Source organism: Fluviicola sp., assembly GCF_039596355.1.
Classification (GTDB): domain Bacteria; phylum Bacteroidota; class Bacteroidia; order Flavobacteriales_D; family Crocinitomicaceae; genus Fluviicola.
This window is the reverse complement of sequence record NZ_JBCNJW010000001.1, coordinates 448,916-471,378: the sequence shown is the minus strand read 5'-3', so window position 1 is coordinate 471,378 and position 22,463 is coordinate 448,916. Positions and strand designations below refer to the sequence as shown.

Below are 22,463 nucleotides of genomic sequence, written 5' to 3'. Positions count from 1 at the left end.
TCGTGTTAACAGCAATTTGACATGTGATTCACATTGTAGCAAAAGGAAGACCTGATTTTTGCAGTATGAAAAAATCGTTGGTTACCGTCCTGGGAGGATTTGGTTTGATATTGCTATTATTTGCTTCCATTTCCTGGTACTACAATAAAAAAATCCACGAAAAACAGGCTATTCTTCTGAAATTGGATAGTTTATCCACCCAAATCCAGGAACACAAAGATTGGATCGAACACCTGACCAACCAGCGTTTCTGGTACGACTCCATTGCACAAAACGAAACGACTTACCGCAGAAAAAACAGCTTTACACACGAACTGATCCGGCAAAACCTGTCCGGCACATTCCGCGCTTCCGATTCCAAGAATAAAAAGAATCTCTCTGCCAGACTGGATCATTTACTCCTAACGGAAGACCACATTCTGAACGACATTGCGAAAATCGGGTTTAAAGAACACGGTTATATCGGCAAAATGCGCGATGTGATCCACGACATTGAAAAGAACTTCCCGCAATTTGAAGAACAAATTCTGAGTCTGCGCAGACACGAGAAAGATTACATCATGCGGAATGACGAACACTACGCCGTATCGCTGCATCAGGAAATCACCCTTTGGAAAGCTACCGGAAACTATCCGAAAGCACTAAACCAGTATTTACAGTATTTTGACTCGGTTCGAAGCCGTTTCCAGATGCTCTTTGCAACACCTCACAAAAACCACTACGCCTCATGGACGCTGAACATTACCAATATCCAGGCAAACCTGCGCCACATCCGTGGAAGTTTCATCCGGGAATCGTATGCACTTTCCAATGATTCGCTTAAGATGCAATACATTATTTCTGCGATCGCATTTTTGGCACTCATCTTCGGAAGTATTTATATTATCCGCAATATCACGCTTCAGGTAACACGCCTGCAAAAAAGCATGAACGAATTCATCTCTTCCAACTACCAGGCAGACGAAACGATTTCTCACCAACTACCTAAAAACGAAATCGGGCAGATCAGCATCCAGTTCCTGAAAATGGCACGCAAAATCAAATGGGATGTACACCTGCTGGAAGACCGTGTATCCCGAAGAACCGTTGCCCTGCAGGAAAAAAACAGCCAGCTGGAAAAACAGCATGCCGAAATGATGGACAGTTTGCGTTATGCTCAAAAACTCCAGGAATCGTTGTTGGTTTCACGTAAACAGCTCGCACAGCATTTCGAACAGGTTCATGTACATTATTCTCCTAAAAACCTGGTTGGAGGCGATTTTTACTGGATGAAAAGTTTCCGCGAAAATGGAAGTGAAAAAGTCCTCTTTGCCATTGCAGACTGCACCGGACACGGCGTTCCGGGAGCCTTACTGAGCGTTTTGGGCATGAATACGCTCGACGAACTCTTTGCCGCAGGGATTCGCAACACCAACGAATTATTGGATTCGCTCCGCAAAACCATCCTCAGAAGAATCAGTTCGGATGAAGAACAGCGCATGGACGGAATGGATATTGCGATCTTTTGCCTCGATAAAAAAACACGTGAACTGCATTTCTCCGGGGCACAGATGCCGCTTTGGATCGTGCGTGACACGGAAGTCATTGAACTAAACGGCGAACGCGTTCCGATTGGTTTCACGTATTTGAACCATCTCGAATTCAAATCAGAAAAGATATTACTGGAGGAAAACGACAAACTGATTGTCTTCACAGACGGTATTGTAGATCAGTTCGGGAAAGAATCGAACAAAAAATTCGGGAAGAAACAACTCCGTTACCTGCTTTCCAGATCCGGAAGTCAAAACGGCAGTATCCTCTACAACCGTTTGATGAACCAATTCTCTTTTTGGAAAGGCGAAGGCGAACAAACCGACGATTGCACCTTCATGATCCTGGAACCGAAGTTTACGCGCTCACGTGCCACTAAAAATGGGAGTTCAGTCGTTAGTGAAGGGATTCAGATTTCAACGGAAGAAGTCAAAAGTTAAAGGGAGAAATTACGAATTCATAATTAATACTGAGCGGAGTCGAAGTATCAATTTTGAATTAAATCGGGTCAAAATGAAACGAGAACGCTTTTGTATCGATTGGATTTTCAAATAAATCAGGATAATAAGCAGCCATTTCCCGGTGCATCAACTCGAAAGGAATATCCGGAAATTCTCCGTAAAAATGCAGGTATTCCATGAATTGCTTCTCTCCGGCATAAGCCTGGAACAGGGAGTCTTCTCTTCCATCCCACTCCAATACCGGAACACCGCTCAGTTTACAGATTCTCGGATCAAAAGCGGGTGTACATTTACTCCATTTTTCGTCAATCCACACTTCCACATACCCGTGAAAAACGATTTCATCACGTTTGAGGTAGGTCTTCAGTTTTTCCACCCCGATGTGATTCTTCACGATTCCGAATCCCAAACGGGCAGGAAATCCAAATGCGCGGAAACAGGCACAAGCCAGCAGCGATTTCTCAACACACCAGGCACGCTTCTTCCCGGCAACCACACTCGCCTTCAAACTTTCCCGCCTCAAGTCCAGATGGTAGGGATCGTAGAGAAAAGCATCCCGCACCGTTTCATAGATCGCAACTGCCTGCTGTTTCGGATCATCTTGACATGGAATTCCGGTCATGAATTGCTTCACTTCCGGGGATGAAAAGTTCACAGAAGGAGTTTCTGCGAGGTATTGCTCCCAATTTTCGGCTGTAGACTGCTCTTTCATTGTGCGAAATTAATTAAATTCGCTCAGTGACTGATTCGAATAAAAAGCAGAGTTTTCGTGAAGGGTTTGAAGCCCACCTGGAAAGTCCTATTCCGATATTAACGCGGTTGGGAACCTTTATTTTCGGAAAAAAACTGCCGGATACTTACACCAAAATCAGTTTTTACTTTGGCATTGCAATCTGGACGATCTTCCTGGTCTGGATTATTCTCGGTTACATGGTTTTGACCAACACCAGCTGGATTGAAGCCGAAAAAGGACTTGACGTGCACCAGCTCATATCAGACAGGGGAACCGCGCTGGGTTTCACCGGTGATGCATTCCAAAACAAACTCATCACGTTCTACAACCTGGCAATCGTTGCCTGGGCCGGAATGTTTATCGGATTGGCACTTCAATGGCGCAAACACCTTTATTTCATTTATTTTATCTGGATTTCCGGAGCTGTCTATCTCTTCGGCATGTGGATTCTTCTCGGTTTTTCGTATTGGTATAACGACACCACCCTGTTCGACAAAATAGCATTCTTCTTCCTGATCGGGCATTCGAGCCTGCACTATTATTTTCTGCGGAAAGAGCTTTTAGGAGAAAAAGTCAATTTCTTTGGGATTGACGACTCGGATGAGGACGAAGAATAACTGGTGTTTTCCCACGGATAAAGTTCGCACTTTTTATGCTCACATCTCCCGCAGAAGTGCGCAGAGGTTCGCAGACAGATGATAAGTATACGCAATTCGCCTTTGGCTATGTGTTCTAATGTGTCTATGTGGTTAAAATACCTCGCGCCTTTGCGGTTCATTTCACACAGGTATTACATCGCTGTAATTTCAAACTAAAAAAATTAATTCTAACTAATTCTTTCAGTATTTTTTCAACTAATTCATTAGGTTTATTTCGCTCATTCGGCATAAACAGTTGGGCCTTCTTGTAAAATTGGACACGCTCACTCAATAAAGCCTCCACATACGGATGAAATTCAGCATCACTGAGTGCTTTGAGTTTCGGACGGAATTCACGTTCCGACTTCAGCCGTTGAATCAGCGTCAATAAACTCACATTCAAATAAATAGAAACACCCAATTCATGAATTTGTTCAAGTGCATTTTCAATCGCCGGAAGACCGCCGCCAAGTGAGATAACAGCAGGTTCAAAGTTTGCCGACTCATTCAAAAACAAGCGCTCCTGTTCCCGGAAAAAGACCTCTCCTTCCGTTTCAAAAATAGTATTGATACTCTTCCCGGCGCGCTCTTCAATCCAGCGATCGGAATCTACAAAAGGACGTTGGAGCTGTTCGGCCAAAAGCTGCCCCACAGTGGTTTTTCCACTCCCCATAAAACCGATCAAAAATAAGTGTTTCTGTGTCATCTGAAATCAATAAATCAATCCTCTCGAAAGCAGCTCCTTCAAAGCTTGTTCGAGTTTTACCAAATCCTGCTCATCGTTGAAAGCGTTGATCGAAAAACGTACATAGCTTTGACCGTTCTGCACCATTACCGGAATCTCTATCCGGAATTCCTCGTAAAGCAGGTTTTTCAATTCAAACGGATCTTTACAACGCACCGGAATACTTCCCATCTGCCCGATAAACTCATCCGTAACAGGTGCCAGCGGAGCGGATCCTACCAGGGTACACAAACGTGGAAGCCAGGTATGAACCAGTTTTCGATTGGTTTCTGCCCAACTCCACCAGTCGTTTACCTTCATAAAGTCAATGGCTTCAGGAATGGTCAGATAAGCCGAAAAATCACGTGTCCCGTTAAACTGATGGTAATCCTGGAATTGCGAATGGCTCGGGAAATCGGCCTGATAGCCCCAGCTCACCACCAACGGATCCAGCGCGTTTTGAAAATCACGCTTCACAAATAGAAAACTCGAACCTTTCGGAGTCAGCATCCATTTGTGGCAGGCTCCGGTATAAAAATCCACATCCAAAGCAGTCAAATCAAGCGGAAGATGCCCCGGAACATGCGCTCCGTCAATAAAAACGGGAACTCCTCTTCGTTTTGCCTCTTCACAAATTTCCTTCACAGGAAGAATCAACCCCGTAGCAGAAGTAATCTGCGACAAAAACACGAGTTTGGTTTTCGGCGAAAAACCGCTCCAAAAATCAGCCAGGAATGCTTCTTTTGATGTCAGCGGCAAGCGGATCGGCTGCTTCACATAGTTTGCTCCTTTTTCAGCACAATAGAAGTCCCAGGTGCGGTCGCAGGCTCCATATTCGATATTCGTACTCAAAACCTCATCTCCGGGCTTTAAATCGAGCGCACGCGCCACCATATTCACTCCGTATGTCGGGTTCGGAACATACACCACATCATCCGGGTGGCAGTTCACATATTCTCCCAGCCTGATCCGGCTTTCTTTCAGGTATTCTGGCCCTCTGTTGACAATAAACTGAACAGGCTCGTATTCCAGTTCCCGCTGAAAACGCTGGTATGCTTCAAAAATGGGTTTCGGACTGGCTCCAAACGAACCGAAATTCAAAAAGGTAATGTCCTCCCGGAGTAAAAACTGTTCTTTCATCGATAAATCAATTACGAATTACGAATTACGAATTACGAATTACGAATTACGAATTACTTAACTCAACAAATTTGGCATTCGGAATTAGGAATTCGTAATTACATTTAGTGTTTTTCCCAAATCTGCACCAATTCGATCAGGGTATCAACCGCTTTCTGCATATCCTGTACGCTCACGTATTCGTGACGGCTGTGAATCGCCATTTCACCGGTAAAGATATTCGGACAAGGCAAGCCCATGAATGACATGCGCGAACCGTCGGTTCCTCCGCGGATAATGGTAGGTCTTGGTGTAATGCCTGCATTTTCCATCGCCTGGATCGCATAATCGGTTACGAATGGTACATCCTTGATGATTTCTTTCATATTGCGGTACTGCTCCGTTACTTTTGCGGTATAAGCAGCGCCCGGGAATTGTGCAACGATGTCTTTCAGAATGCCTTCCAGACGCGTTTCATATTCTGCCAGTTTCGCAGTTATGTGGTCGCGGATAATGAAGCTTACAGTCACTTCTTCCAAACCTCCGGAAATGGATGTCGGGTGTACAAAACCTTCCCTGCCGACAGTTGTTTCAGGACTCCATTCATTTTTCGGAAGAGCATCTAAAAACGCACCGGCAACTTTCATTGCATGGACCATTTTTCCTTTGGCATATCCCGGGTGCGCACTGACACCTGAGATTACAAATGTCATCGCATCCGCAGAAAACGACTCATCTTCAATTGCCCCCAGTTCACCGGAATCCAGTGTATAACCGAAATCTGCATTCAATTTCTCCATATCCAGTTCCTCTACTCCGCGACCAACTTCTTCGTCGGGAGTAAACAAAATGCGGATTTTTCCATGCGGAATTTCCGGCTTCTTCATCAGCTGTTCTGCCAAATCCATGATGATCGCAACACCTGCTTTATCGTCTGCTCCCAACAAGGTCAAGCCCGAGGCTGTAATCAGATCATCACCGATCTTTTCCTTCAGGTAGGGGTGTTTTTCAACAGTAATAACCTGGGTCGGATCATCCGGTAACGTAATCGGTGCTCCGGTATAACTGCGGTGTACAATTGGCTTGACATTTGTCCCTGAACAATCCGGAGCGGTGTCCATGTGCGAACAAAAACAAATCGTAGGGATTCCTTCTTTGGCAGACGTTGCCGGAATGGTTGCATATACATACCCCCACTGGTCGGCTTCGGCATCTTCAATTCCCAGGCTTTTCAATTCTTTCACCAGCAAATGCGACAAATCTTTTTGTTTTTCACTGGAAGGAAATGAAGTTGATTCCGGGTCGGCTGTTGTATCTATCTGAACGTAACGAACAAAGCGTTCTTCTACTGAGTATGGGGCATTTTTCATCAATGATTCTATTTTCGATAAAGTTAACCGTTTTGTCATTTCCGGCTTCCCTTTTGTGAAAGTTCCGGCACAAAAAAATCCCCGAAACGACCGCAAGCCGATTCGGGGATTCCTATTTCAATTCGATCTTATTTGGAAGACTTTTCCATCACCTGGTGGTTGATGTCATTTCTATGTTGAAGAATTTCAAGATTTTCGTCCACAAAGTAAGCACTTCCGAAACCGTTTACATAAGCCCCTTTTTTGGTCGTCAGCTCAATCAGGATAAAATCCTGCATTCCAACCAAAATATCCAAAATTTTACCATGAGCCGTTTGCAACTCTGCCACTGCTTCAGACCATTCAGGAGTATCTCTTTCAATTTCTCTGGTTGCAACATCCAATGTCAGGCGGTGACGGGCATAAATTTGCTTTGTCTCAGATTCGTCTTCGATAAACATGGCAGAAACCTTCCCGATCTCTTTCAAATTCTTCGTGTGGCGCGCCATATACGAAACCAAAATGAAGAACTTGTTTTCTGAACGGGCAAATGGCGCATAACTCGCTGTTGGGTTTCCGTCTGCATCAACAGTTGCAAGAATCAATGATTTACATGCTGCAATCAGTTCATTTACTTTTGGTTCAACCGGTTTAGTTTGTTGCGAATTTGTTTGTGATTCCATGTATTTTTAATTTTTAATTCCACTTTCACGACATTTCCATGACAATTCTCTGACACTTCTATGACATTTCTCTGACAAAAGTACTAAAACCTCCGCCTTATCACTTCAAATCGGAGAATTTATTGGAGCAGATTTGCGAATTTTAACGATTGTGAATCCTTGTTACGGAAATTCCCGACACATCCGGATCAAACTTCTTTTCGAACGTGCCTGAATCAGCTTCATGAAACGATTGCGTTCGTATGCGTCATCGCAAACCGCTTTGGTTTCATTTACTTCGTAAGAATGAATATCTTAGTCTTGAAAACAGGACAACTCTTTCACGCAATGGAAAAAACAACAGAGCGGTTATCATTCAGCAGCGGTTATTCCGAAATCAACGGACTGAACATGTATTACGAAATCTACGGTCAGGGAAAACCACTGGTACTGATTCATGGCGGCGGTTCAACCATTCAATCCTGCTTTGAAAAAGTCATTCCGTTGTTTGCAAAAAACCGCAAAGTCATTGCAGTTGAACTCCAGGCGCACGGACGTACCAACGACCGCGGAACGGATTCTTCCTTCGAACAGGATGCCGACGATGTGGCCGCACTCCTCAAAAACCTTTCAATCAGTCAGGCCGATTGCTTCGGATTCAGTAACGGCGGAACAACGGCTTTACAGCTCGCAATCCGTCACCCGGAACTGGTACGAAAACTGGTTTTGGGTTCTGCTTTGGTAAAACGCAGCGGCATGCCCGGCTGGTTTTGGAGTTTTATGGAACAGGCGAGTCTCGAAAACATGCCGGCACAGCTGCAGGATGCCTATCTGAAAGTTTCTCCCGACCCGGAAGGTCTGCAACTGATGCACGACCGCGACACCAGACGAATGATTTATTTCCGGGATATTCCGGACGAACTGATTACAGCAATCCGAATGCCGGTACTGATCATCAATGGTGATAAAGATGTCATTACGACCGAACATGCACTTGAACTCCACCGGCAGATTCCGCATTCCGAACTCGCTATTATTCCCGGTGGGCACGGCGAATACATTGGGGAAATTACCACCTTGAAACCGGATTCCAAAGAAAGCGACTGGGTGGTTCCGATAATTGAAAAATTCCTCGATAAAGAATAACTCCCTGAACATGAAGCTCACAACATCTAAAAAGTTTTATCTTTAGATGCATTAAAAGAACATCATTCCAACACCTTTAATTTCACCACATGATCAAAAACTGTTTTATCGCCGGCATATTCGCGTTACTTCATTCAGGAATTACCCTGGGACAGGTACAAAACGAGGTTGCAAAAAGTTTAGCAACAAAAGATTTCGTTGCATTCAAGCAGTTAACAGACAGTTTGTCGAACCCGCAAGAGCGCATCAAGGGCTATTGGGAATTTCTGCGTGATCTGACGAGTGAATTCCAGGAGGGCATCTTTCTCTTTCAAAAAACCGTTCCGGATCGGGATAATCCGAATGTGAGTTCCGTTTTCTCCTTTAAAGTCAAAATCATCACCTCTAACACACGTATTGCTTTCTATGAATTATCGGAAGAAAAACACCTGAAATTAGACGGTGAAAACCATTGGGTTACTGTTGATGACCCGATTGACCGGTTCAAGGACGAACAACTGTTTGACAGCCTGAAAAACGCTTTCAAAGTACTATTTCATGCAGATTTGAATGAAAAGGATTTATTCTCCGAACACTTTGCTTATGGGGAGCGCTGCGGTTTTGCAGGAACTTTTCCGGATGGACGCTACGAAGTGACACAATTTGTAAAAAGCGGGAACAAAGAAGCATTGGTTCAATGGCTGCAATCTGCCAATACGGAAAAACAGGTATACGCCGTAGACGGGTTATATCAACTACATGCCAAAGGAGTGAAACTCACGAAAGAAGAACTCCAAATGATTGCCTTTGTGATGAATAAGAAGGGAAGTATTTACGCTTGTCAAGGCTGCATGTATGGCAGAGACACGATCAAAGAAGCAGTGAGCGCGTTCCATTTCTGATCCGAACAGCAATTTCCGAATCATTTTTAACTTTACTTCAAAAGACCTCGTCAGGAATAGAGAATCCATATGAAAGCATACATTCAAACCGATCAATCCGGTGATTTCTACAATGTAAACGCCTACGTTGCCAACGACGGTTTCCAAACCCTGGGCTGGGAAACGGAAAAGTATTACTCCGTGGATGAAATAAGCAGTCATGATCCGGAAGATTTGATTGTGGGAGGTATTGCCAATGTGCGGAAAAGGCTGGAAATACTTGGAATCGAACGATCATCCGGTGAAATAGATTACCCCGAAGAACTCGAAAAGTACCTGGGACGGAAAGTCTGGGAATCCACCGTGGAAGAACTGTTTGAAAACGAGCAAAACTGGAACGTATTTATCAAACCGAAGCAAGAAACCAAGAAGTTTGCGGGGAAAGTGATCCGTGAATTCAAAGACTTTATCGGGATGGTGGATAAAAATAATCCCACCGAAATCTGGTGCTCCGAAACGGTTCAGTTCAAAACCGAATGGCGCTGTTTTATCCGCTATGGTGAAATCCTGGATATCCGGCAATACAAAGGCCGATGGGATTCCAAACTGGATTTGGCGGTAATCGAACAGGCGGTTAAAGACTTCAAAAGTGCTCCTGCAGCTTATGCCCTGGATTTCGGAATCGATGAAAACGACCACATGAAACTGGTGGAAGTCAATGACGGACATTCGCTCGGCACCTACGGAATCAGCGGTGTGAACTACGCCCGTTTTCTCGCCGCAAGGTGGGCCGAATTAACCCAAACAACGGATTATGCCCGCTTTTAAAGTCGAATCCATTCGTTTATTCACTCCAATAAATGCATCATGGAAGAACTAAACCTCAACGAACACCAGCTTCTGGCCTACCTGGAACAAACCGAAATCACCGATCAGTGCGGCGGACATCCGGATTTCCTGGAATGGAACAATGAAACTCCGGAACTGATTGAAAAGCTCGTGAAAATCGGTCAAATGGACGTTGAACCGGCCGCTGACCAGTACAACCTGCCTTATTGGGGAAAAGATTCCCGCATCGTCCTGGATAAATACCCGTATTACGGCTGCGACCTCTTTCAATGCCGGGAATGCAATGCTTTGTTCTTTTATTACCTCGAACTCGGCGGACACGGTGCACAAAAAAGATACCGGATGCTTCGGAGTTCTCTTTTTGAACAGTATCCAGACTAACAGACGCTTACCTTTTGGTGTTTTCGACATCTGTTTAAAAGAAGTATATGATTCAAATCAACAATCCCTGCCCGGTAAGCCTGAACCAGCTGGAAAAAACCGGCGAAAATTGCTACTTCTGCAAGAAATGCAGCGAACCGGTCATTGATTTCCGGAACGCTTCAGAAAGCGAGATTCTGGCATACAAAGGACAAAAAATCTGCGGAATTTTCCGGGAAGAGCAATTAGCGCATGTTCCGGTATTTCATTGGAGAAAAGCAATCCTGTTTCGTTTACTGACCCTGGTTTCATTTTTCGGATTTACCGTATCTCCCGTTCAGGCAGATGAAATGATTCCTCAAACCACCTCACACGTCGAATTTTCAAGCGGGCAAAATGACAAAAAATGGCTTAAACCCAAGAGAAAACGCAGAAGAAAGCAATCCTCCAAACGGGTATTGAACCGACCACACTATTTATAAATCGTTGGTTTAGCGCGGTCCTCCGGCAAGTTGAATGATTTCTTCTTTCTTGAGGATGAATATTTTACGGGTTTGCGTGTCGATCAATCCTTCTTCCTTGAATTCTTTCAGCAGTCGGATCAACGTTTCCGTAGCGGTTCCAACGAAATTTGCCAGATCTTCGCGTGAAAGGTTAATCGGCTCATCTCCGTAGATATCCGACAAAATCATCAGGGAATAAGCCAGGCGTTCACGCACCGTTTTTTGCGCCAGGTTTGTAATGAAGATCGCACGTTCGCCCAATTCTTTGGAAAGTTCCTGGATCAGCGAATTGCGCAGACTTGCGTTCGTGTCCAGCATATTCAGGAAATCGTCTTTGGAAACGAAACACACATTGGAATCTTCCAGCGTGGTTGCCGAAAGTTTGTAAGGTTCTCCGCTCAACATGGCTCTGAAACCAATCACTTCACCTGCTTTTGCAATGTGAACAATCTGTTCTTTTCCTTCATCTCCCAAAGCATAGACTTTCACTTTTCCGTGGTTGATACAGAAAACACCGCGCGGAAAACTTCCTTCAACAAAGATCGTCTGGCTTTTTTTGTAAAACTGACAGGATTTGTGGTGGTTCAGCTTACCCACTTCATCAGGGGTAAATTGCCCGAAAAGACTGTTTGTTCTGGCTGCACACGCTTCGCAACTAACATGTTTATGCGATTTTTCCACCATAAGCTTGTCTTCGTCAATTTGTTTCCTGCGAAGTTAGCTATTTTACTGATTCTATGAAAACTGATGTACATCATTTTTTCAAGGATTTGAACAATTTACTTTTGCAGAAACGTTCGGCATGACAGCAAGTGAGTTCATCCAAAAATACAATGTACCCGGACCCCGTTATACTTCCTATCCGCCGGTTCCCTACTGGAACCTGCAGCAATGGGAGTCAGCAAACTGGATTTCCCTGCTCCGGAAAGCTCAAAACAACGAAACAAACCGCAAGCTTTCGCTCTATGTGCATCTTCCCTACTGCGATTCGCTGTGTACCTTTTGCGGATGCCACAAACACATCACGAAAAACCACGCAGTTGAAAGCCGGTATATCGATGCAGTTCTGAAGGAATGGACATTGATTGCAAAAAACCTGCACCCGGAAAGTGAAATCGAAGAAATCCACCTCGGTGGCGGAACCCCAACTTTTTTTGCGCCGGACGAACTCGTGCGATTGATCACAGGCCTGAAGGAAATACTTCCTTTTTCGAACGATGTGGAACTCAGTTTCGAAGCCCATCCAAATTCTACAAGTGAAGAACACCTGGAAAAACTGAATCAAACAGGTTTCAAACGGATTAGTTTCGGAATCCAGGATTACGACCCCGTTGTGCAGCAGGCTATTCACCGCATTCAACCGGTGGAACAGGTCGCTTCCTGTCATGAAAAAGCCCAAAAATACGGTTTTACCAGTATTTCACACGACCTGGTCTTCGGACTCCCGAAACAATCGATAAAAGGATTTCAAAACACGGTAAAACAAACACTGCTTTTGAAACCAGACCGCATTTCGCTTTATTCCTATGCACACGTTCCGTGGGTGAAAGGAACCGGGCAACGCGGATTTGACGATGCCGATCTTCCTTCCCCGGAATTGAAACGCCGTTTGTACGAATATGCCAAAAACAGCTTCCTCGAAGAAGGGTATCTTGAAATCGGGATGGATCACTTTGCATTACCAAACGACACCCTCGCAGTGGCGGCAGCCCGAAAGAAACTCCACCGGAACTTCATGGGATATACCACTACTCAGAACGAACTATTAATCGGCTTGGGCATGTCGGCCATCTCGGATTGTAAACTGGGTTTTGCACAAAATGAGAAATCGGTCAGTGAATACCTCCAACGGGTAGAAGGCGGAGAGCTGCCTCTCACCAAAGGGCATCAGCTTACGGAATCCGACCTGGAAATCCGGCGGCATATCCTCAATCTCATGTGCCAGTTTGAAACTACTTTCCCGGACGAAAGCATCCTGAACGAAGCTCAAATCTGTGAAAAACTGGCCGAACTGGCCGAGGACAACCTCATCTCGATCCAAAACCGAACGATCACGGTTCTTCCTGCGGGAATTCCGTTTGTACGCAACTGCTGCATGGCATTTGACACTTATTTCGAACACGATATTGCAACCCGGAAATTCAGCATGACGATTTAACATGGAACAACTCACACTAGAAAAGGCTTGTTTTCACTGCCACGACCAACTCGCAGATTCCGTTCTTTACCTCGACGGACATCCGTTCTGCTGTAACGGATGTAAACAAGTGTACCAGTTACTTTCGGAACACGCGCTCGGTTCGTATTACGAACAGGATGTGAATGCAGGAATCCGGCCGAACACTACTTCCGGAGATGCTTTTGCTGTGCTGGATGATCCGGAACTAAGAAAACGCTTCGTGGATTTCCAGGAACAGCAAACTGTCCGCGTGACGCTGCACCTGCCTCAAATTCACTGTGCAAGTTGCATTTACCTGCTGGAGCACTTACACAAATTAAACGATGGAATTATCCGTTCGAGTGTTCATTTTCCGAAAAGAACGGCAACAATTACCGTCAACACAGACAAAATCAAACTGTCGGAAGTAGCGGTATTACTGACTAAAATCGGTTATGAGCCGAATTTCAAATCGATCGATAAATCTGCTTCGACCTTCGACAAGCGCCTGATTCTTCAACTCGGAGTGGCTGGTTTTGCCTTCGGGAGCATCATGCTCTGGAGCTTCCCGGAATACCTGGGTATTGACCAAACTTACGCCGGAATCCGGAACCTGAGTTCTTACCTTTCATTCGGTGTTTCCGTCCCAGTCTTGCTGTTTTCGGCAAGGGATTACTTCAAATCGGCAATCGGCGCACTGAAAATCAACACACTGAACCTGGATATTCCCATTGCAATTGGGATTCTGGCATTGTACATCCGGAGTTGTGTTGCTATTTTCACCAACGAAGGGCCGGGTTACATGGACTCCTTCGCCGCTTTCATTTTCTTTTTGCTGATCGGGAAATGGTTCCAGGGAAAAACCTACCAGTGGTTGTCTTTCGAACGCGATTTCCGCTCCTACTTTCCCGTTGCGGTGATCAAAAAAGAAGCAACTGATTCCGTTCTATGCCCGATTGATGAACTCCAAATCGGGGACGAGATTGCGATCCGTAACGAAGAGATTATTCCCTGCGATTCCATTCTGTTGTCGGAAAAAGCGACCATTGATTACAGTTTTGTGAGCGGTGAATCCGGCTGGATTGAAAAGAAAAAAGGCGATTTCATCTATGCCGGGGGAAAAAGCTACGGGGAGACCATCGAACTGACGGTTTCCAAAACCACCGAGCGCAGTGCCCTCACGCAACTCTGGAACGAACGGCATGCGAAACGTACCGAACTGGCTTTTCAAACACGGCAGGACCGCATTTCAAAATACTTCATTGCAGCGGTGATTTCCATTGCGGCAATAGCATCGCTGGTCTGGGCATTCATCGATCCGGTTCAAATCCCGGAAATTATTACCTCTGTCCTCATCGTTGCCTGTCCTTGTGCCTTGGCACTTTCCGTTCCCTTTGTTTACGGAAATATCCTCCGGGTATTGGGAAAAAATGGCTTTTATCTGCGGAATACTGCCATTATCGAGCGTATTCAACAGTGCAATTACATCGTTTTCGACAAAACGGGAACCTTGACAGAACAGGATCACAAACACATCCATTTTGAAGGAAGAACCTTGTCTTTGTACGAAACAGAAATTCTTTTTGCGATGACCAGACACGCGGTTCATCCGTATGCGAAGGCAATTCACACCTCGTTGAAAAGAGTTCAAAACGAATCTTTTACCGATTCTCCGATTGAAATCCCGGGAAAGGGAATCCAGTTCGGGAATTACAAGCTTGGTTCAGCAGGTTTTACAGGAGCATGTCCCTCCAGCGGTGATGAATCCGTTGTGTTTTTTGCACTAGACCGGGAAATCATCGGGAAATTTGTGTTTCAATCCAGCCTGCGTTCCAACCTGGAACAACTCATTCCGGAACTGGCAAAAAATTACCGACTGGCGGTAGTTTCAGGTGATAAACCAACAGACTACGACGTATTGAAAACAATTTTCCCCGAACAAACTACATTCCTGTTTGAACAGCAGCCCTTACAAAAGAAAGCATTTGTGGATCAACTGCAGGAAAGCGGAAACTATGTACTCATGATCGGTGACGGACTGAATGATGCCGGAGCATTGAACAGTGCTTTTGTCGGAGTGGCGCTATCTGAAGATTTGGTGCGCTTCACTCCCGCTTCGGATGCGATTTTGAAAGCGCAGCACCTGGATCATTTGGCGCAGTACTTCCAATTTATCCGCGACGGAAAGAAATTCCTGAAAATCTGTTTTGCTTTTTCGATCTGTTACAACCTCACCGGGATCGGTTTTGCAGTGTCGGGTGCTTTAACCCCTTTCGTGGCAACCGTTTTGATGCCGCTGAGTTCCGTAACCGTGGTTTCACTGGCCACTTTACTGACAGTCAGAAAGAAATTCCCGGCAGTGTTCTCATAGTTTTATCTCCCGCAAATTTCGCGGATGTTTGAGTTGCTTCATGGATTTGTTTTCACTCAGAAGTCCCGGATTTAAAATCTATATATACAATGAAGTTTATGTGATTAAAAAACACTTTGCGGTTCCTCTTCACAAAATCAACTACAACTGGATAAAATCTACATGGAGTAAATCCTGGATATAGCGCAGTTTTTTGCGTTCTACAGGTTCCACCAGACTCAGGGAAATTCCGCGTTTTCCGGCACGTGCAGTTCTTCCGCTTCGGTGCGTATAGTAATCCGGATCATCCGGGAGCTGGTAATGCACGACAAAAGCCAGGTCTTCGAAATCCATTCCGCGCGCAGCAATATCCGAAGCAACCAGGTATTGTGTTTGCTCCTGGCGAAACATGCGAATTGCTTTTTCACGCTCTTTGGTAAACATTTCGCCGTAGATCTCTGTGATTTTCATGTTGTGTCCGCGTAAAAACTTCGCCACAAATTCCACATCACCTTTGGTACGGCAGAACACAATTCCGCGTGCTTTTTTCATTGTCTGAAGAAAATCCAGCAGCATCATCGGTTTGTCTTCTTTCTGACATTCCACATATTGGTGTTCAATCCGCGGGTTCATCACTTCTTTGGTTGAAATGATCGCTTTCGGAGCGTCGCGGTGCAGTGTTTCTTTGATCCATTTGGTCAGTTCACCGTGAATCGTTGCCGAAAAGAGCCATTTCTTATGAAAATCATTCGTTTCTGCCAGGATTTTATCAATATCCTTCATGAAACCCTTTGCATACAACTCATCGGCTTCATCCAAAACGATTGTTTTTACCCTGCGCAACGAAACTGCTCCGGCACGAATCAGTTCCAGAAGTCTTCCCGGAGTTGCCACAATGACCTGTGTAGGTCTCTTCAAACGCTGTTTTTGCTCTTCGATATTCTCACCTCCACCAATCGACTCAATGAAAAACTTATCCATATGCTTGGAAAGTTTGAAGAGCGTTTTAGAAGTCTGAACAATCAACTCGCGCGTAGGAACAAGCACCAATGCCTGAACGTCCTTGTCTTTCGCATCAATGCGATGCAACAACGGAACACCGTAAGCAATGGTCTTTCCCGAACCGGTATGCGCCTGGCCTACATAATCCTGGTGCTTCTCGAACAAATGTTTCCATGCATGCTGCTGAATCGGAGTCGGAGATGAAAATCCCAGCTCGTCCATTCGCTTGACCAATCCCGGGTGGATGTTGAATGTCGTCTTCATACCGCAAAAATACAGTTTATCTCCCGCAAATTTCGCCAATCGCTCAGATTACCGCTTTATTCAGATTGAGTGTTTCTAAAATTTCCTTCTGATATTACTAATAACGCTTTTTATTTCCCGCAGACTTCGTCGTGAGCTCAGTCGAACGATTTCGCAGATTCACGCAGATCAATGAATTCATAAAAGCTATATTTTCTATGTTTTTATGTGATTTCAAATAATACCTCTTCGCGTTCCGAGCCTTTGCGGTTAAAAAATCCCCATTCAACCCCCACCTCACAAACCTGATATTAGTCATGTTTTTTGCCCGGGGCAGGTCATATTTTTTTCGCTGGCTTGTCGATTTCTTTGCACTATGGGAATGATCTACATAATGCTGATTGTAAGCCTCTGTTTAGCGGTCTTTTTTCTGGGAATTTTCCTGTGGGCAGCAAAAAGCGGGCAGTATGACGATGACTATTCTCCGAGCGTCAGAATGCTCTTCGAAGACGAAAAAAAATCAAATCACAATAATCCGGAAAACGATGGAACAACTAACAGTGAGGTACGACAATAAAATTGTCAAGTATTTTACCTACGCAACCATTCTTTGGGCCGTAATCGGCATGCTTGTAGGATTAATCGCGGCTCTTCAGCTGGCATTTCCCGAATTCTTCAACGAATATTTAGGCTTCAGATACATCTCCTTCGGGAGAATCCGTCCGCTGCACACCAATGCGGTCATCTTTGCCTTTGTCGGAAACGGAATCTTCATGGGAGTTTACTACTCGTTACAGCGCTTGCTGAAAACCCGTATGTGGAGCGACAAACTAAGCTACATCAATTTCTGGGGCTGGCAGTTTATCATCGTTTGTGCGGTGCTAACACTTCCCTTCGGGATCACATCCAGTAAGGAATATGCGGAACTGGAATGGTGGATCGACATCCTGATCGCGCTGATCTGGGTCGTATTCGGCTGGAATATGTTCGCGACCATCCTTAACCGGAAAGTAAAACACCTGTATGTGGCGATCTGGTTCTACATTGCAACTTTCGTAACCGTTGCCATCCTGCACATTTTCAACTCGTTTGAACTTCCGGTTTCCTTCCTGAAAAGTTATTCCTGGTATGCAGGAGTTCAGGATGCGCTGGTGCAATGGTGGTACGGACACAACGCTGTAGCCTTCTTCCTCACAACGCCTTACCTCGGACTGATGTATTATTTCGTACCGAAAGCCGCAAACCGACCGGTGTATTCTTACCGCTTGTCTATCATTCACTTCTGGGCTCTGATCTTCATCTACATCTGGGCAGGGCCTCACCACTTACTTTACACTTCTCTTCCCGACTGGGCTCAAAGTCTCGGTGTGGTATTCTCTGTGATGCTGATCGCTCCATCCTGGGGTGGAATGCTGAACGGACTACTCACGCTGCGCGGTGCATGGGATCGCGTGCGGGACGACGTAATGCTCAAATTCATGGTTGTTGCACTGACCTGTTACGGGATGGCGACCTTCGAAGGGCCTATGCTCTCCCTGAAATCCGTGAATATGATTTCCCACTTTACAGACTGGACCATTGCACACGTACACGTCGGAGGATTGGGCTGGAACGGAATGATGACTTTCGGATTGATCTACTGGCTGGTTCCGCGCCTGTTCCAAACCAAATTATACTCTGTCAAACTGGCCAATCAGCACTTCTGGATTGCCACCCTGGGAATCATTCTCTATGCCGTTCCGATGTACATTGCCGGATTCATGCAGGGGTTGAGCTGGCAATACTTCAATCCAGACGGAACATTGGTTCACAAGGATTTCCTGGAAATCGTCATCGACATGAAACCATACTACATCCTGCGTTCACTGGGTGGGGCACTCTACATCTTCGGAGCACTGATGCTGGTTTACAACGTCGTGAAAACCGTGAAAGCAGGATCATTTCTTGCCAATGAAGTGGTTCAGGTTACAGACGAACGCAATCACAAAGAGAAAAATGAATACTGGCACCGACGCATTGAAGGAAAGCCTGTTCGCTTCATGATCGTGAGTATCATCGTAGTGGCCATCGGAGGAATTGCAGAGATTATCCCAACCATTGCCGTGAAATCCAACGTTCCGACGATCAGTAGCGTGAAACCGTATACCGCACTGGAACTGGAAGGCCGGGATTTGTATATCCGTGAAGGCTGTAACAACTGCCACTCACAAATGGTTCGTCCGATGCGCTTTGAAACAACCCGCTACGGGGATTATTCCAAAGCGGGTGAACACGTCTACGACCACCCGTTCCTCTGGGGTTCCAAACGTACAGGCCCGGATTTGGCCCGCGAAGGAGGTTTGCGTGGAAATATCTGGCATTACAAACACATGATCGATCCGAAAGGAGTTTCTCCGGGTTCCATCATGCCGGCTTATCCCTGGATGCGCGACGACAAGCTGAATACCTCTCTTTTAACAAAAAAGATCAGTGCCATGCGCAAACTCGGAGTTCCTTACAAACCCGGCTATGAAGACATTGCTTTGAAAGAACTCAATAAACAAGCATATACCATTGCAGAAGACATCGTGAAAAACATGCCGGAGATGGCTCTGAACGGAGTGGATAAAGAAACCAAAATCAAGGAGTTGCAGCAAAAAGAGATTATCGCATTGATTGCTTACCTGCAGCGAATCGGGACAGATATTAAAGCAAAACCTTCTAAATAAGCATCCTATGTTACGATTCATCAAACATCATTTAGCAAGTGAACAAGGAGTTGCATTTTACGGACTGCTTTCCTTGCTGATTTTCGTCCTGTTCTTCCTGGTGGTATTGATCCGCATCTGGAGAATGAATAAATCGACGATCGAAGAACTCAGCAATATTCCTTTGGCACAAGACGAAGTAACACCACAAAACGAAATCCAATGAAAACGAATTTGATCACATTACTCTGCGGACTTTTAATCGGATTTCCGGTTATGAGCCAGGGAGAAGGCTTATTCAAAGCCAAGTGCAACACCTGTCATGCGATCGATAAAAACTCCACAGGTCCGTGGCTCAAGGGAGTCAAAGCCAAATGGAACGATGCCGGCGAAGGTGCATTGATTTATGAATGGGTGAAAAATCCTGCTGCCCTGATTGCAAGCGGTAAAAGTAAAATGGCACTGGCGATCAAAGATTTCTCCAAATCAGATATGCCGCCACAACAGGCAACTCCGGAAGAGATTGACCAGATTTTGGATTACGTGGACAGTTACACACCACCAACGCCGACAGATGACAAGACTCCCACAGGAGATCCGAAAGAACCGGTGAAATTACTTCCCGATTACCATGGAAACCTGACTATTTTCTATGCGCTGTTCGGGTTGATCATCGTCTTGTTACTCGCTATTATCCTGATGAGTAATTCCATTCTGACCTTTGTAAAATCTGACCTGTTCAAGGACAAACTCAAAGAGAAGGAAGATAAAGACCATTCCGGAGGTCTGGGTAAATTAGTGATGGTCATCATTGCTTTGGGAACGCTCTTCATCCCGAATGAGGTGCTGGCGCTTTCGACTCCTGACGCGACAGATCCTGCACAGGCAACCCTGCCCTGGTTGAAGGTCGAAAACGTCGATATCTACGTGATGATCTGCATCAATATCGTCCTGCTATTGGTCGTGATTTACCTCAGAAACCTGTTCAACAACTTCTATTACATGGTTTACAAACGGAAAGAAAAAACCGTAAAACCAAAACAGAGCAAGGTTTCAAAAGTACTGGTGGATTCCGTTCCAATCGAAGACGAAGCCAGCATCCTGATGGATCACGAATACGACGGAATCCGTGAGCTGGACAACAATTTACCGCCCTGGTGGGTTTGGGGATTCTACCTCACCATTCTTTTTGCAGTGGGTTACCTGCTCTATTTCCATGTGTTCAATGGAGCAAACCAGGAAACGGAATACAAAAATGAAATGGCAAAAGCTCAAACGGAAATCGATGCTTACCTGAAAGAAGCTGCTATGAACGTAGACGAAACAAACGTAACACTGCTAACCGATGCGGCAGCGCTTCAAACCGGGAAATCCATCTTCGAAGCCAACTGTACGACCTGCCACAAAGATGGAAGTGGCGATATCGGCCCCAACCTGACAGACAACTTCTGGCTCTATGGAAACCAGATCAAGGATGTCTTCGGAACGATCAAAAACGGAACATCTAACGGAATGCCGGAACACGCTTCCAAACTGAATCCGGTGCAACTTCAGCAAGTAGCATCTTACGTCCTGAGTTTAAAATACATCCCGGGTAAAGCCCCGCAGGGAACAGAATATCCAAAAAAATAAAACCGAAGTCTGTCCGTGTGGGCAGACTTTTTTTCAATCATGGAAGATTTCAGAGATCATATCGCAACGGTAAACGAACACGGAAAGCGTGTTTGGGTTTACCCAAAGAAACCAAAAGGTTCACTGACCAACAAACGAAAACTGGTCAGCTATTCCCTCCTGATCTTTCTACTACTTGCTCCGTGGATTCGCGTAAATGGAAGTCAATTGCTCGAATTCAATATCCTGGACCGCAAATTCAGTATTTTCGGTGCCACATTCTGGCCACAGGATTTATACATTTTCGCCATCCTGATGGTAATCGGAATTGTGTTCGTGATCTTGTTCACCATCATTTACGGGCGCATTTTCTGCGGGTGGATTTGCCCCCAGACGATCTTCATGGAATTCGTGTTCCGGCAGGTCGAATACTGGATCGACGGTGACTGGAAACACCAGCAGGCTTTGGATAAAGCACCCTGGGATGCCAAAAAATGGGGAAAACGAATTTTGAAACACGGTATTTTCTGGCTCATTTCCTTTGTAATTGCGAATGTGTTCCTGGCATACATCATCGGCTCCCACGAATTGATCCGCATCCAGACCGAGCCTTTGAGTCAACACATCGGAGGTTTTACGGCGATTCTCATTTTCACCACGCTTTTCTATTTTGTGTTCTCGAATCTCCGGGAACAGGTCTGCACCACTATTTGTCCCTACGGACGACTGCAAGGAGTTTTGCTCGACAAAAACTCGATGGTGGTTGCTTACGACCACGTGCGCGGCGAACAGCGCGCGAAGTTTAAGAAAAATGAAAACCGCGCTGAATCGAAAAAAGGAGATTGTATCGACTGCATGCAGTGCGTGCACGTGTGCCCAACAGGAATCGATATCCGCAACGGAACGCAGCTGGAATGTGTGAATTGTACGGCTTGTATCGATGCGTGTAACTCCATGATGGACGGAGTGGGTCTGGAGCGCGGTCTAATCCGGTTTGTTTCGGAAAACGGAATTGTGAACCGAACGAAATTTCAATGGACGCGCCGCGTGGTTTCCTATACCGGAGTATTGATATTACTCATCGGGATACTGACTGTTCTGCTGATCAACCGCTCGGATTTCAGCACCACGATCCTGCGTCAACGGGGTTCTACATTCCAAATCGATGCGGAAAATCACATCACCAACATCTTCGAGATCGATTTGACGAATAAAACAAAAACACATTTTGATGTGAAACTGCTTTCATCCGAAGCAGCTGTCACATTCCAGGTCGCGAATAAACGGATCGATCTTCCGGGTGAAAAACATGTCCGCGAACGCTTCATTGCACGCTTTCCTTATAAAGTAATCGAACATGGAACAAAAAAAATAGAGGTCATTGTAATAGGAAACGGGAAAGAAATCGACCGGGTTTGGATCAAGCTGATCGGGCCGAGCTTTTAATTAAGTAATAATGGAAAATGTAGAATTGAAAA

The 22,463-nt window shown here is 45.4% G+C and carries 21 protein-coding genes; 14 read left to right on the top strand and 7 right to left on the bottom strand.

From position 1 onward, the window contains the following. The first annotated feature begins 65 nt into the window (after nt 1-65). Nucleotides 66-1,970, top strand: a complete 1,905-nt coding sequence (locus tag ABDV94_RS01865; RefSeq protein WP_343604279.1) for a SpoIIE family protein phosphatase — start codon at nt 66-68, stop codon at nt 1,968-1,970. Between the two features lie 58 nt (nt 1,971-2,028). Here ABDV94_RS01865 and ABDV94_RS01860 read toward each other — a convergent pair whose 3' ends face one another. Beyond that, entirely contained in the window at nt 2,029-2,703 is a 675-nt protein-coding gene (locus ABDV94_RS01860; RefSeq protein ID WP_343604278.1) for a transglutaminase-like domain-containing protein, read from the bottom strand. Between the two features lie 26 nt (nt 2,704-2,729). On the opposite strand from ABDV94_RS01860, the gene ABDV94_RS01855 reads away from it, so the two are divergent. Next, nucleotides 2,730-3,341, top strand: a complete 612-nt coding sequence (locus ABDV94_RS01855; protein ID WP_343604276.1) for a hypothetical protein — start codon at nt 2,730-2,732, stop codon at nt 3,339-3,341. A 157-nt stretch (nt 3,342-3,498) separates the two neighbouring features. On the opposite strand, the gene ABDV94_RS01850 is transcribed toward ABDV94_RS01855, so the two are convergent. The 4 genes from ABDV94_RS01850 to ABDV94_RS01835 form a co-directional block, all read right to left on the bottom strand. Next, nucleotides 3,499-4,047 (bottom strand): shikimate kinase, encoded by a 549-nt coding sequence (locus ABDV94_RS01850; protein WP_343604274.1) that lies wholly within the window; start codon nt 4,045-4,047, stop codon nt 3,499-3,501. A 27-nt stretch (nt 4,048-4,074) separates the two neighbouring features. Continuing rightward, nucleotides 4,075-5,226, bottom strand: a complete 1,152-nt coding sequence (locus ABDV94_RS01845) for an aminotransferase class V-fold PLP-dependent enzyme (RefSeq protein ID WP_343604272.1) — start codon at nt 5,224-5,226, stop codon at nt 4,075-4,077. A 104-nt stretch (nt 5,227-5,330) separates the two neighbouring features. Then, the gene (gene pepT / locus ABDV94_RS01840) at nt 5,331-6,614 is read right to left on the bottom strand and encodes a peptidase T (RefSeq protein ID WP_343604270.1); all 1,284 of its coding nucleotides are present in this window, start codon (nt 6,612-6,614) and stop codon (nt 5,331-5,333) included. Between the two features lie 89 nt (nt 6,615-6,703). Beyond that, nucleotides 6,704-7,237, bottom strand: coding sequence for a pyridoxamine 5'-phosphate oxidase family protein (locus ABDV94_RS01835; RefSeq protein WP_343604268.1), 534 nt, complete (start codon nt 7,235-7,237; stop codon nt 6,704-6,706). A 327-nt stretch (nt 7,238-7,564) separates the two neighbouring features. On the opposite strand from ABDV94_RS01835, the gene ABDV94_RS01830 reads away from it, so the two are divergent. From ABDV94_RS01830 to ABDV94_RS01810, 5 genes are all read left to right on the top strand, one after another. Then, nucleotides 7,565-8,362, top strand: coding sequence for an alpha/beta hydrolase (locus ABDV94_RS01830; RefSeq protein ID WP_343604266.1), 798 nt, complete (start codon nt 7,565-7,567; stop codon nt 8,360-8,362). Nucleotides 8,363-8,451: 89 nt separating this feature from the next. Next, entirely contained in the window at nt 8,452-9,243 is a 792-nt protein-coding gene (locus ABDV94_RS01825; protein WP_343604265.1) for a hypothetical protein, read from the top strand. Between the two features lie 69 nt (nt 9,244-9,312). After that, complete coding sequence (locus tag ABDV94_RS01820; RefSeq protein ID WP_343604263.1) at nt 9,313-10,050, top strand: ATP-grasp domain-containing protein; 738 nt, start codon at nt 9,313-9,315, stop codon at nt 10,048-10,050. A 39-nt stretch (nt 10,051-10,089) separates the two neighbouring features. Beyond that, complete coding sequence (locus ABDV94_RS01815; protein WP_343604262.1) at nt 10,090-10,452, top strand: hypothetical protein; 363 nt, start codon at nt 10,090-10,092, stop codon at nt 10,450-10,452. 47 nt (nt 10,453-10,499) lie between these two features. Then, nucleotides 10,500-10,913, top strand: a complete 414-nt coding sequence (locus ABDV94_RS01810; protein WP_343604260.1) for a hypothetical protein — start codon at nt 10,500-10,502, stop codon at nt 10,911-10,913. Between the two features lie 9 nt (nt 10,914-10,922). On the opposite strand, the gene ABDV94_RS01805 is transcribed toward ABDV94_RS01810, so the two are convergent. Continuing rightward, a complete protein-coding gene (locus tag ABDV94_RS01805; RefSeq protein WP_343604259.1) occupies nt 10,923-11,531 on the bottom strand; it encodes a Crp/Fnr family transcriptional regulator in 609 nt (202 codons plus the stop codon). Between the two features lie 205 nt (nt 11,532-11,736). On the opposite strand from ABDV94_RS01805, the gene hemN reads away from it, so the two are divergent. Together hemN and ABDV94_RS01795 are read left to right on the top strand one after the other, a co-directional pair. After that, nucleotides 11,737-13,092: an oxygen-independent coproporphyrinogen III oxidase gene (gene hemN, locus ABDV94_RS01800; RefSeq protein ID WP_343604257.1), complete on the top strand. Its 1,356-nt coding sequence runs from the start codon at nt 11,737-11,739 to the stop codon at nt 13,090-13,092. 1 nt (nt 13,093) lies between these two features. After that, nucleotides 13,094-15,463 carry a heavy metal translocating P-type ATPase metal-binding domain-containing protein gene (locus ABDV94_RS01795; RefSeq protein WP_343604255.1) on the top strand — a complete coding sequence of 790 codons (2,370 nt, stop codon included), beginning with the start codon at nt 13,094-13,096 and terminating at the stop codon, nt 15,461-15,463. A gap of 141 nt (nt 15,464-15,604) precedes the next feature. On the opposite strand, the gene ABDV94_RS01790 is transcribed toward ABDV94_RS01795, so the two are convergent. Next, nucleotides 15,605-16,708: a DEAD/DEAH box helicase gene (locus ABDV94_RS01790; RefSeq protein ID WP_343604254.1), complete on the bottom strand. Its 1,104-nt coding sequence runs from the start codon at nt 16,706-16,708 to the stop codon at nt 15,605-15,607. A 355-nt stretch (nt 16,709-17,063) separates the two neighbouring features. Between ABDV94_RS01790 and ccoS the strand changes: the two genes are divergently transcribed. The 5 genes from ccoS to ccoG are packed head-to-tail and all read left to right on the top strand — an operon-like array spanning nt 17,064 to nt 22,431. Next, on the top strand, nt 17,064-17,264 hold the full coding sequence (gene ccoS / locus ABDV94_RS01785) for a cbb3-type cytochrome oxidase assembly protein CcoS (protein ID WP_343604253.1): 201 nt from the start codon (nt 17,064-17,066) through the stop codon (nt 17,262-17,264). Then, complete coding sequence (gene ccoN, locus ABDV94_RS01780) at nt 17,233-19,395, top strand: cytochrome-c oxidase, cbb3-type subunit I (RefSeq protein ID WP_343604252.1); 2,163 nt, start codon at nt 17,233-17,235, stop codon at nt 19,393-19,395. Before ccoS ends, ccoN begins: the two co-directional genes overlap by 32 nt. Nucleotides 19,396-19,402: 7 nt before the next feature. Further along, nucleotides 19,403-19,600 carry a cbb3-type cytochrome c oxidase subunit 3 gene (locus tag ABDV94_RS01775; protein ID WP_343604250.1) on the top strand — a complete coding sequence of 66 codons (198 nt, stop codon included), beginning with the start codon at nt 19,403-19,405 and terminating at the stop codon, nt 19,598-19,600. Further along, entirely contained in the window at nt 19,597-21,006 is a 1,410-nt protein-coding gene (locus ABDV94_RS01770; protein WP_343604248.1) for a c-type cytochrome, read from the top strand. Before ABDV94_RS01775 ends, ABDV94_RS01770 begins: the two co-directional genes overlap by 4 nt. Nucleotides 21,007-21,045: 39 nt before the next feature. Next, on the top strand, nt 21,046-22,431 hold the full coding sequence (gene ccoG, locus ABDV94_RS01765; protein ID WP_343604246.1) for a cytochrome c oxidase accessory protein CcoG: 1,386 nt from the start codon (nt 21,046-21,048) through the stop codon (nt 22,429-22,431). The last annotated feature ends 32 nt before the right edge of the window (nt 22,432-22,463 follow it).

Bases quoted from the DNA above. Each gene is read 5' to 3' on its own strand.
- ABDV94_RS01825 (WP_343604265.1), top strand. From the start codon at position 8,452: ATGATCAAAAACTGTTTTATCGCCGGCATATTCGCGTTACTTCATTCA.
- ABDV94_RS01775 (WP_343604250.1), top strand. From the start codon at position 19,403: ATGTTACGATTCATCAAACATCATTTAGCAAGTGAACAAGGAGTTGCA.
- ABDV94_RS01770 (WP_343604248.1), top strand. From the start codon at position 19,597: ATGAAAACGAATTTGATCACATTACTCTGCGGACTTTTAATCGGATTT.
- ccoN (WP_343604252.1), top strand. From the start codon at position 17,233: ATGGAACAACTAACAGTGAGGTACGACAATAAAATTGTCAAGTATTTT.
- ABDV94_RS01820 (WP_343604263.1), top strand. From the start codon at position 9,313: ATGAAAGCATACATTCAAACCGATCAATCCGGTGATTTCTACAATGTA.
- ABDV94_RS01810 (WP_343604260.1), top strand. From the start codon at position 10,500: ATGATTCAAATCAACAATCCCTGCCCGGTAAGCCTGAACCAGCTGGAA.
- ABDV94_RS01815 (WP_343604262.1), top strand. From the start codon at position 10,090: ATGGAAGAACTAAACCTCAACGAACACCAGCTTCTGGCCTACCTGGAA.
- ABDV94_RS01860 (WP_343604278.1), bottom strand. From the start codon at position 2,703: ATGAAAGAGCAGTCTACAGCCGAAAATTGGGAGCAATACCTCGCAGAA.
- ABDV94_RS01835 (WP_343604268.1), bottom strand. From the start codon at position 7,237: ATGGAATCACAAACAAATTCGCAACAAACTAAACCGGTTGAACCAAAA.
- ABDV94_RS01795 (WP_343604255.1), top strand. From the start codon at position 13,094: ATGGAACAACTCACACTAGAAAAGGCTTGTTTTCACTGCCACGACCAA.
- pepT (WP_343604270.1), bottom strand. From the start codon at position 6,614: ATGACAAAACGGTTAACTTTATCGAAAATAGAATCATTGATGAAAAAT.
- hemN (WP_343604257.1), top strand. From the start codon at position 11,737: ATGACAGCAAGTGAGTTCATCCAAAAATACAATGTACCCGGACCCCGT.
- ABDV94_RS01830 (WP_343604266.1), top strand. From the start codon at position 7,565: ATGGAAAAAACAACAGAGCGGTTATCATTCAGCAGCGGTTATTCCGAA.
- ABDV94_RS01865 (WP_343604279.1), top strand. From the start codon at position 66: ATGAAAAAATCGTTGGTTACCGTCCTGGGAGGATTTGGTTTGATATTG.
- ccoS (WP_343604253.1), top strand. From the start codon at position 17,064: ATGGGAATGATCTACATAATGCTGATTGTAAGCCTCTGTTTAGCGGTC.
- ABDV94_RS01790 (WP_343604254.1), bottom strand. From the start codon at position 16,708: ATGAAGACGACATTCAACATCCACCCGGGATTGGTCAAGCGAATGGAC.
- ccoG (WP_343604246.1), top strand. From the start codon at position 21,046: ATGGAAGATTTCAGAGATCATATCGCAACGGTAAACGAACACGGAAAG.
- ABDV94_RS01845 (WP_343604272.1), bottom strand. From the start codon at position 5,226: ATGAAAGAACAGTTTTTACTCCGGGAGGACATTACCTTTTTGAATTTC.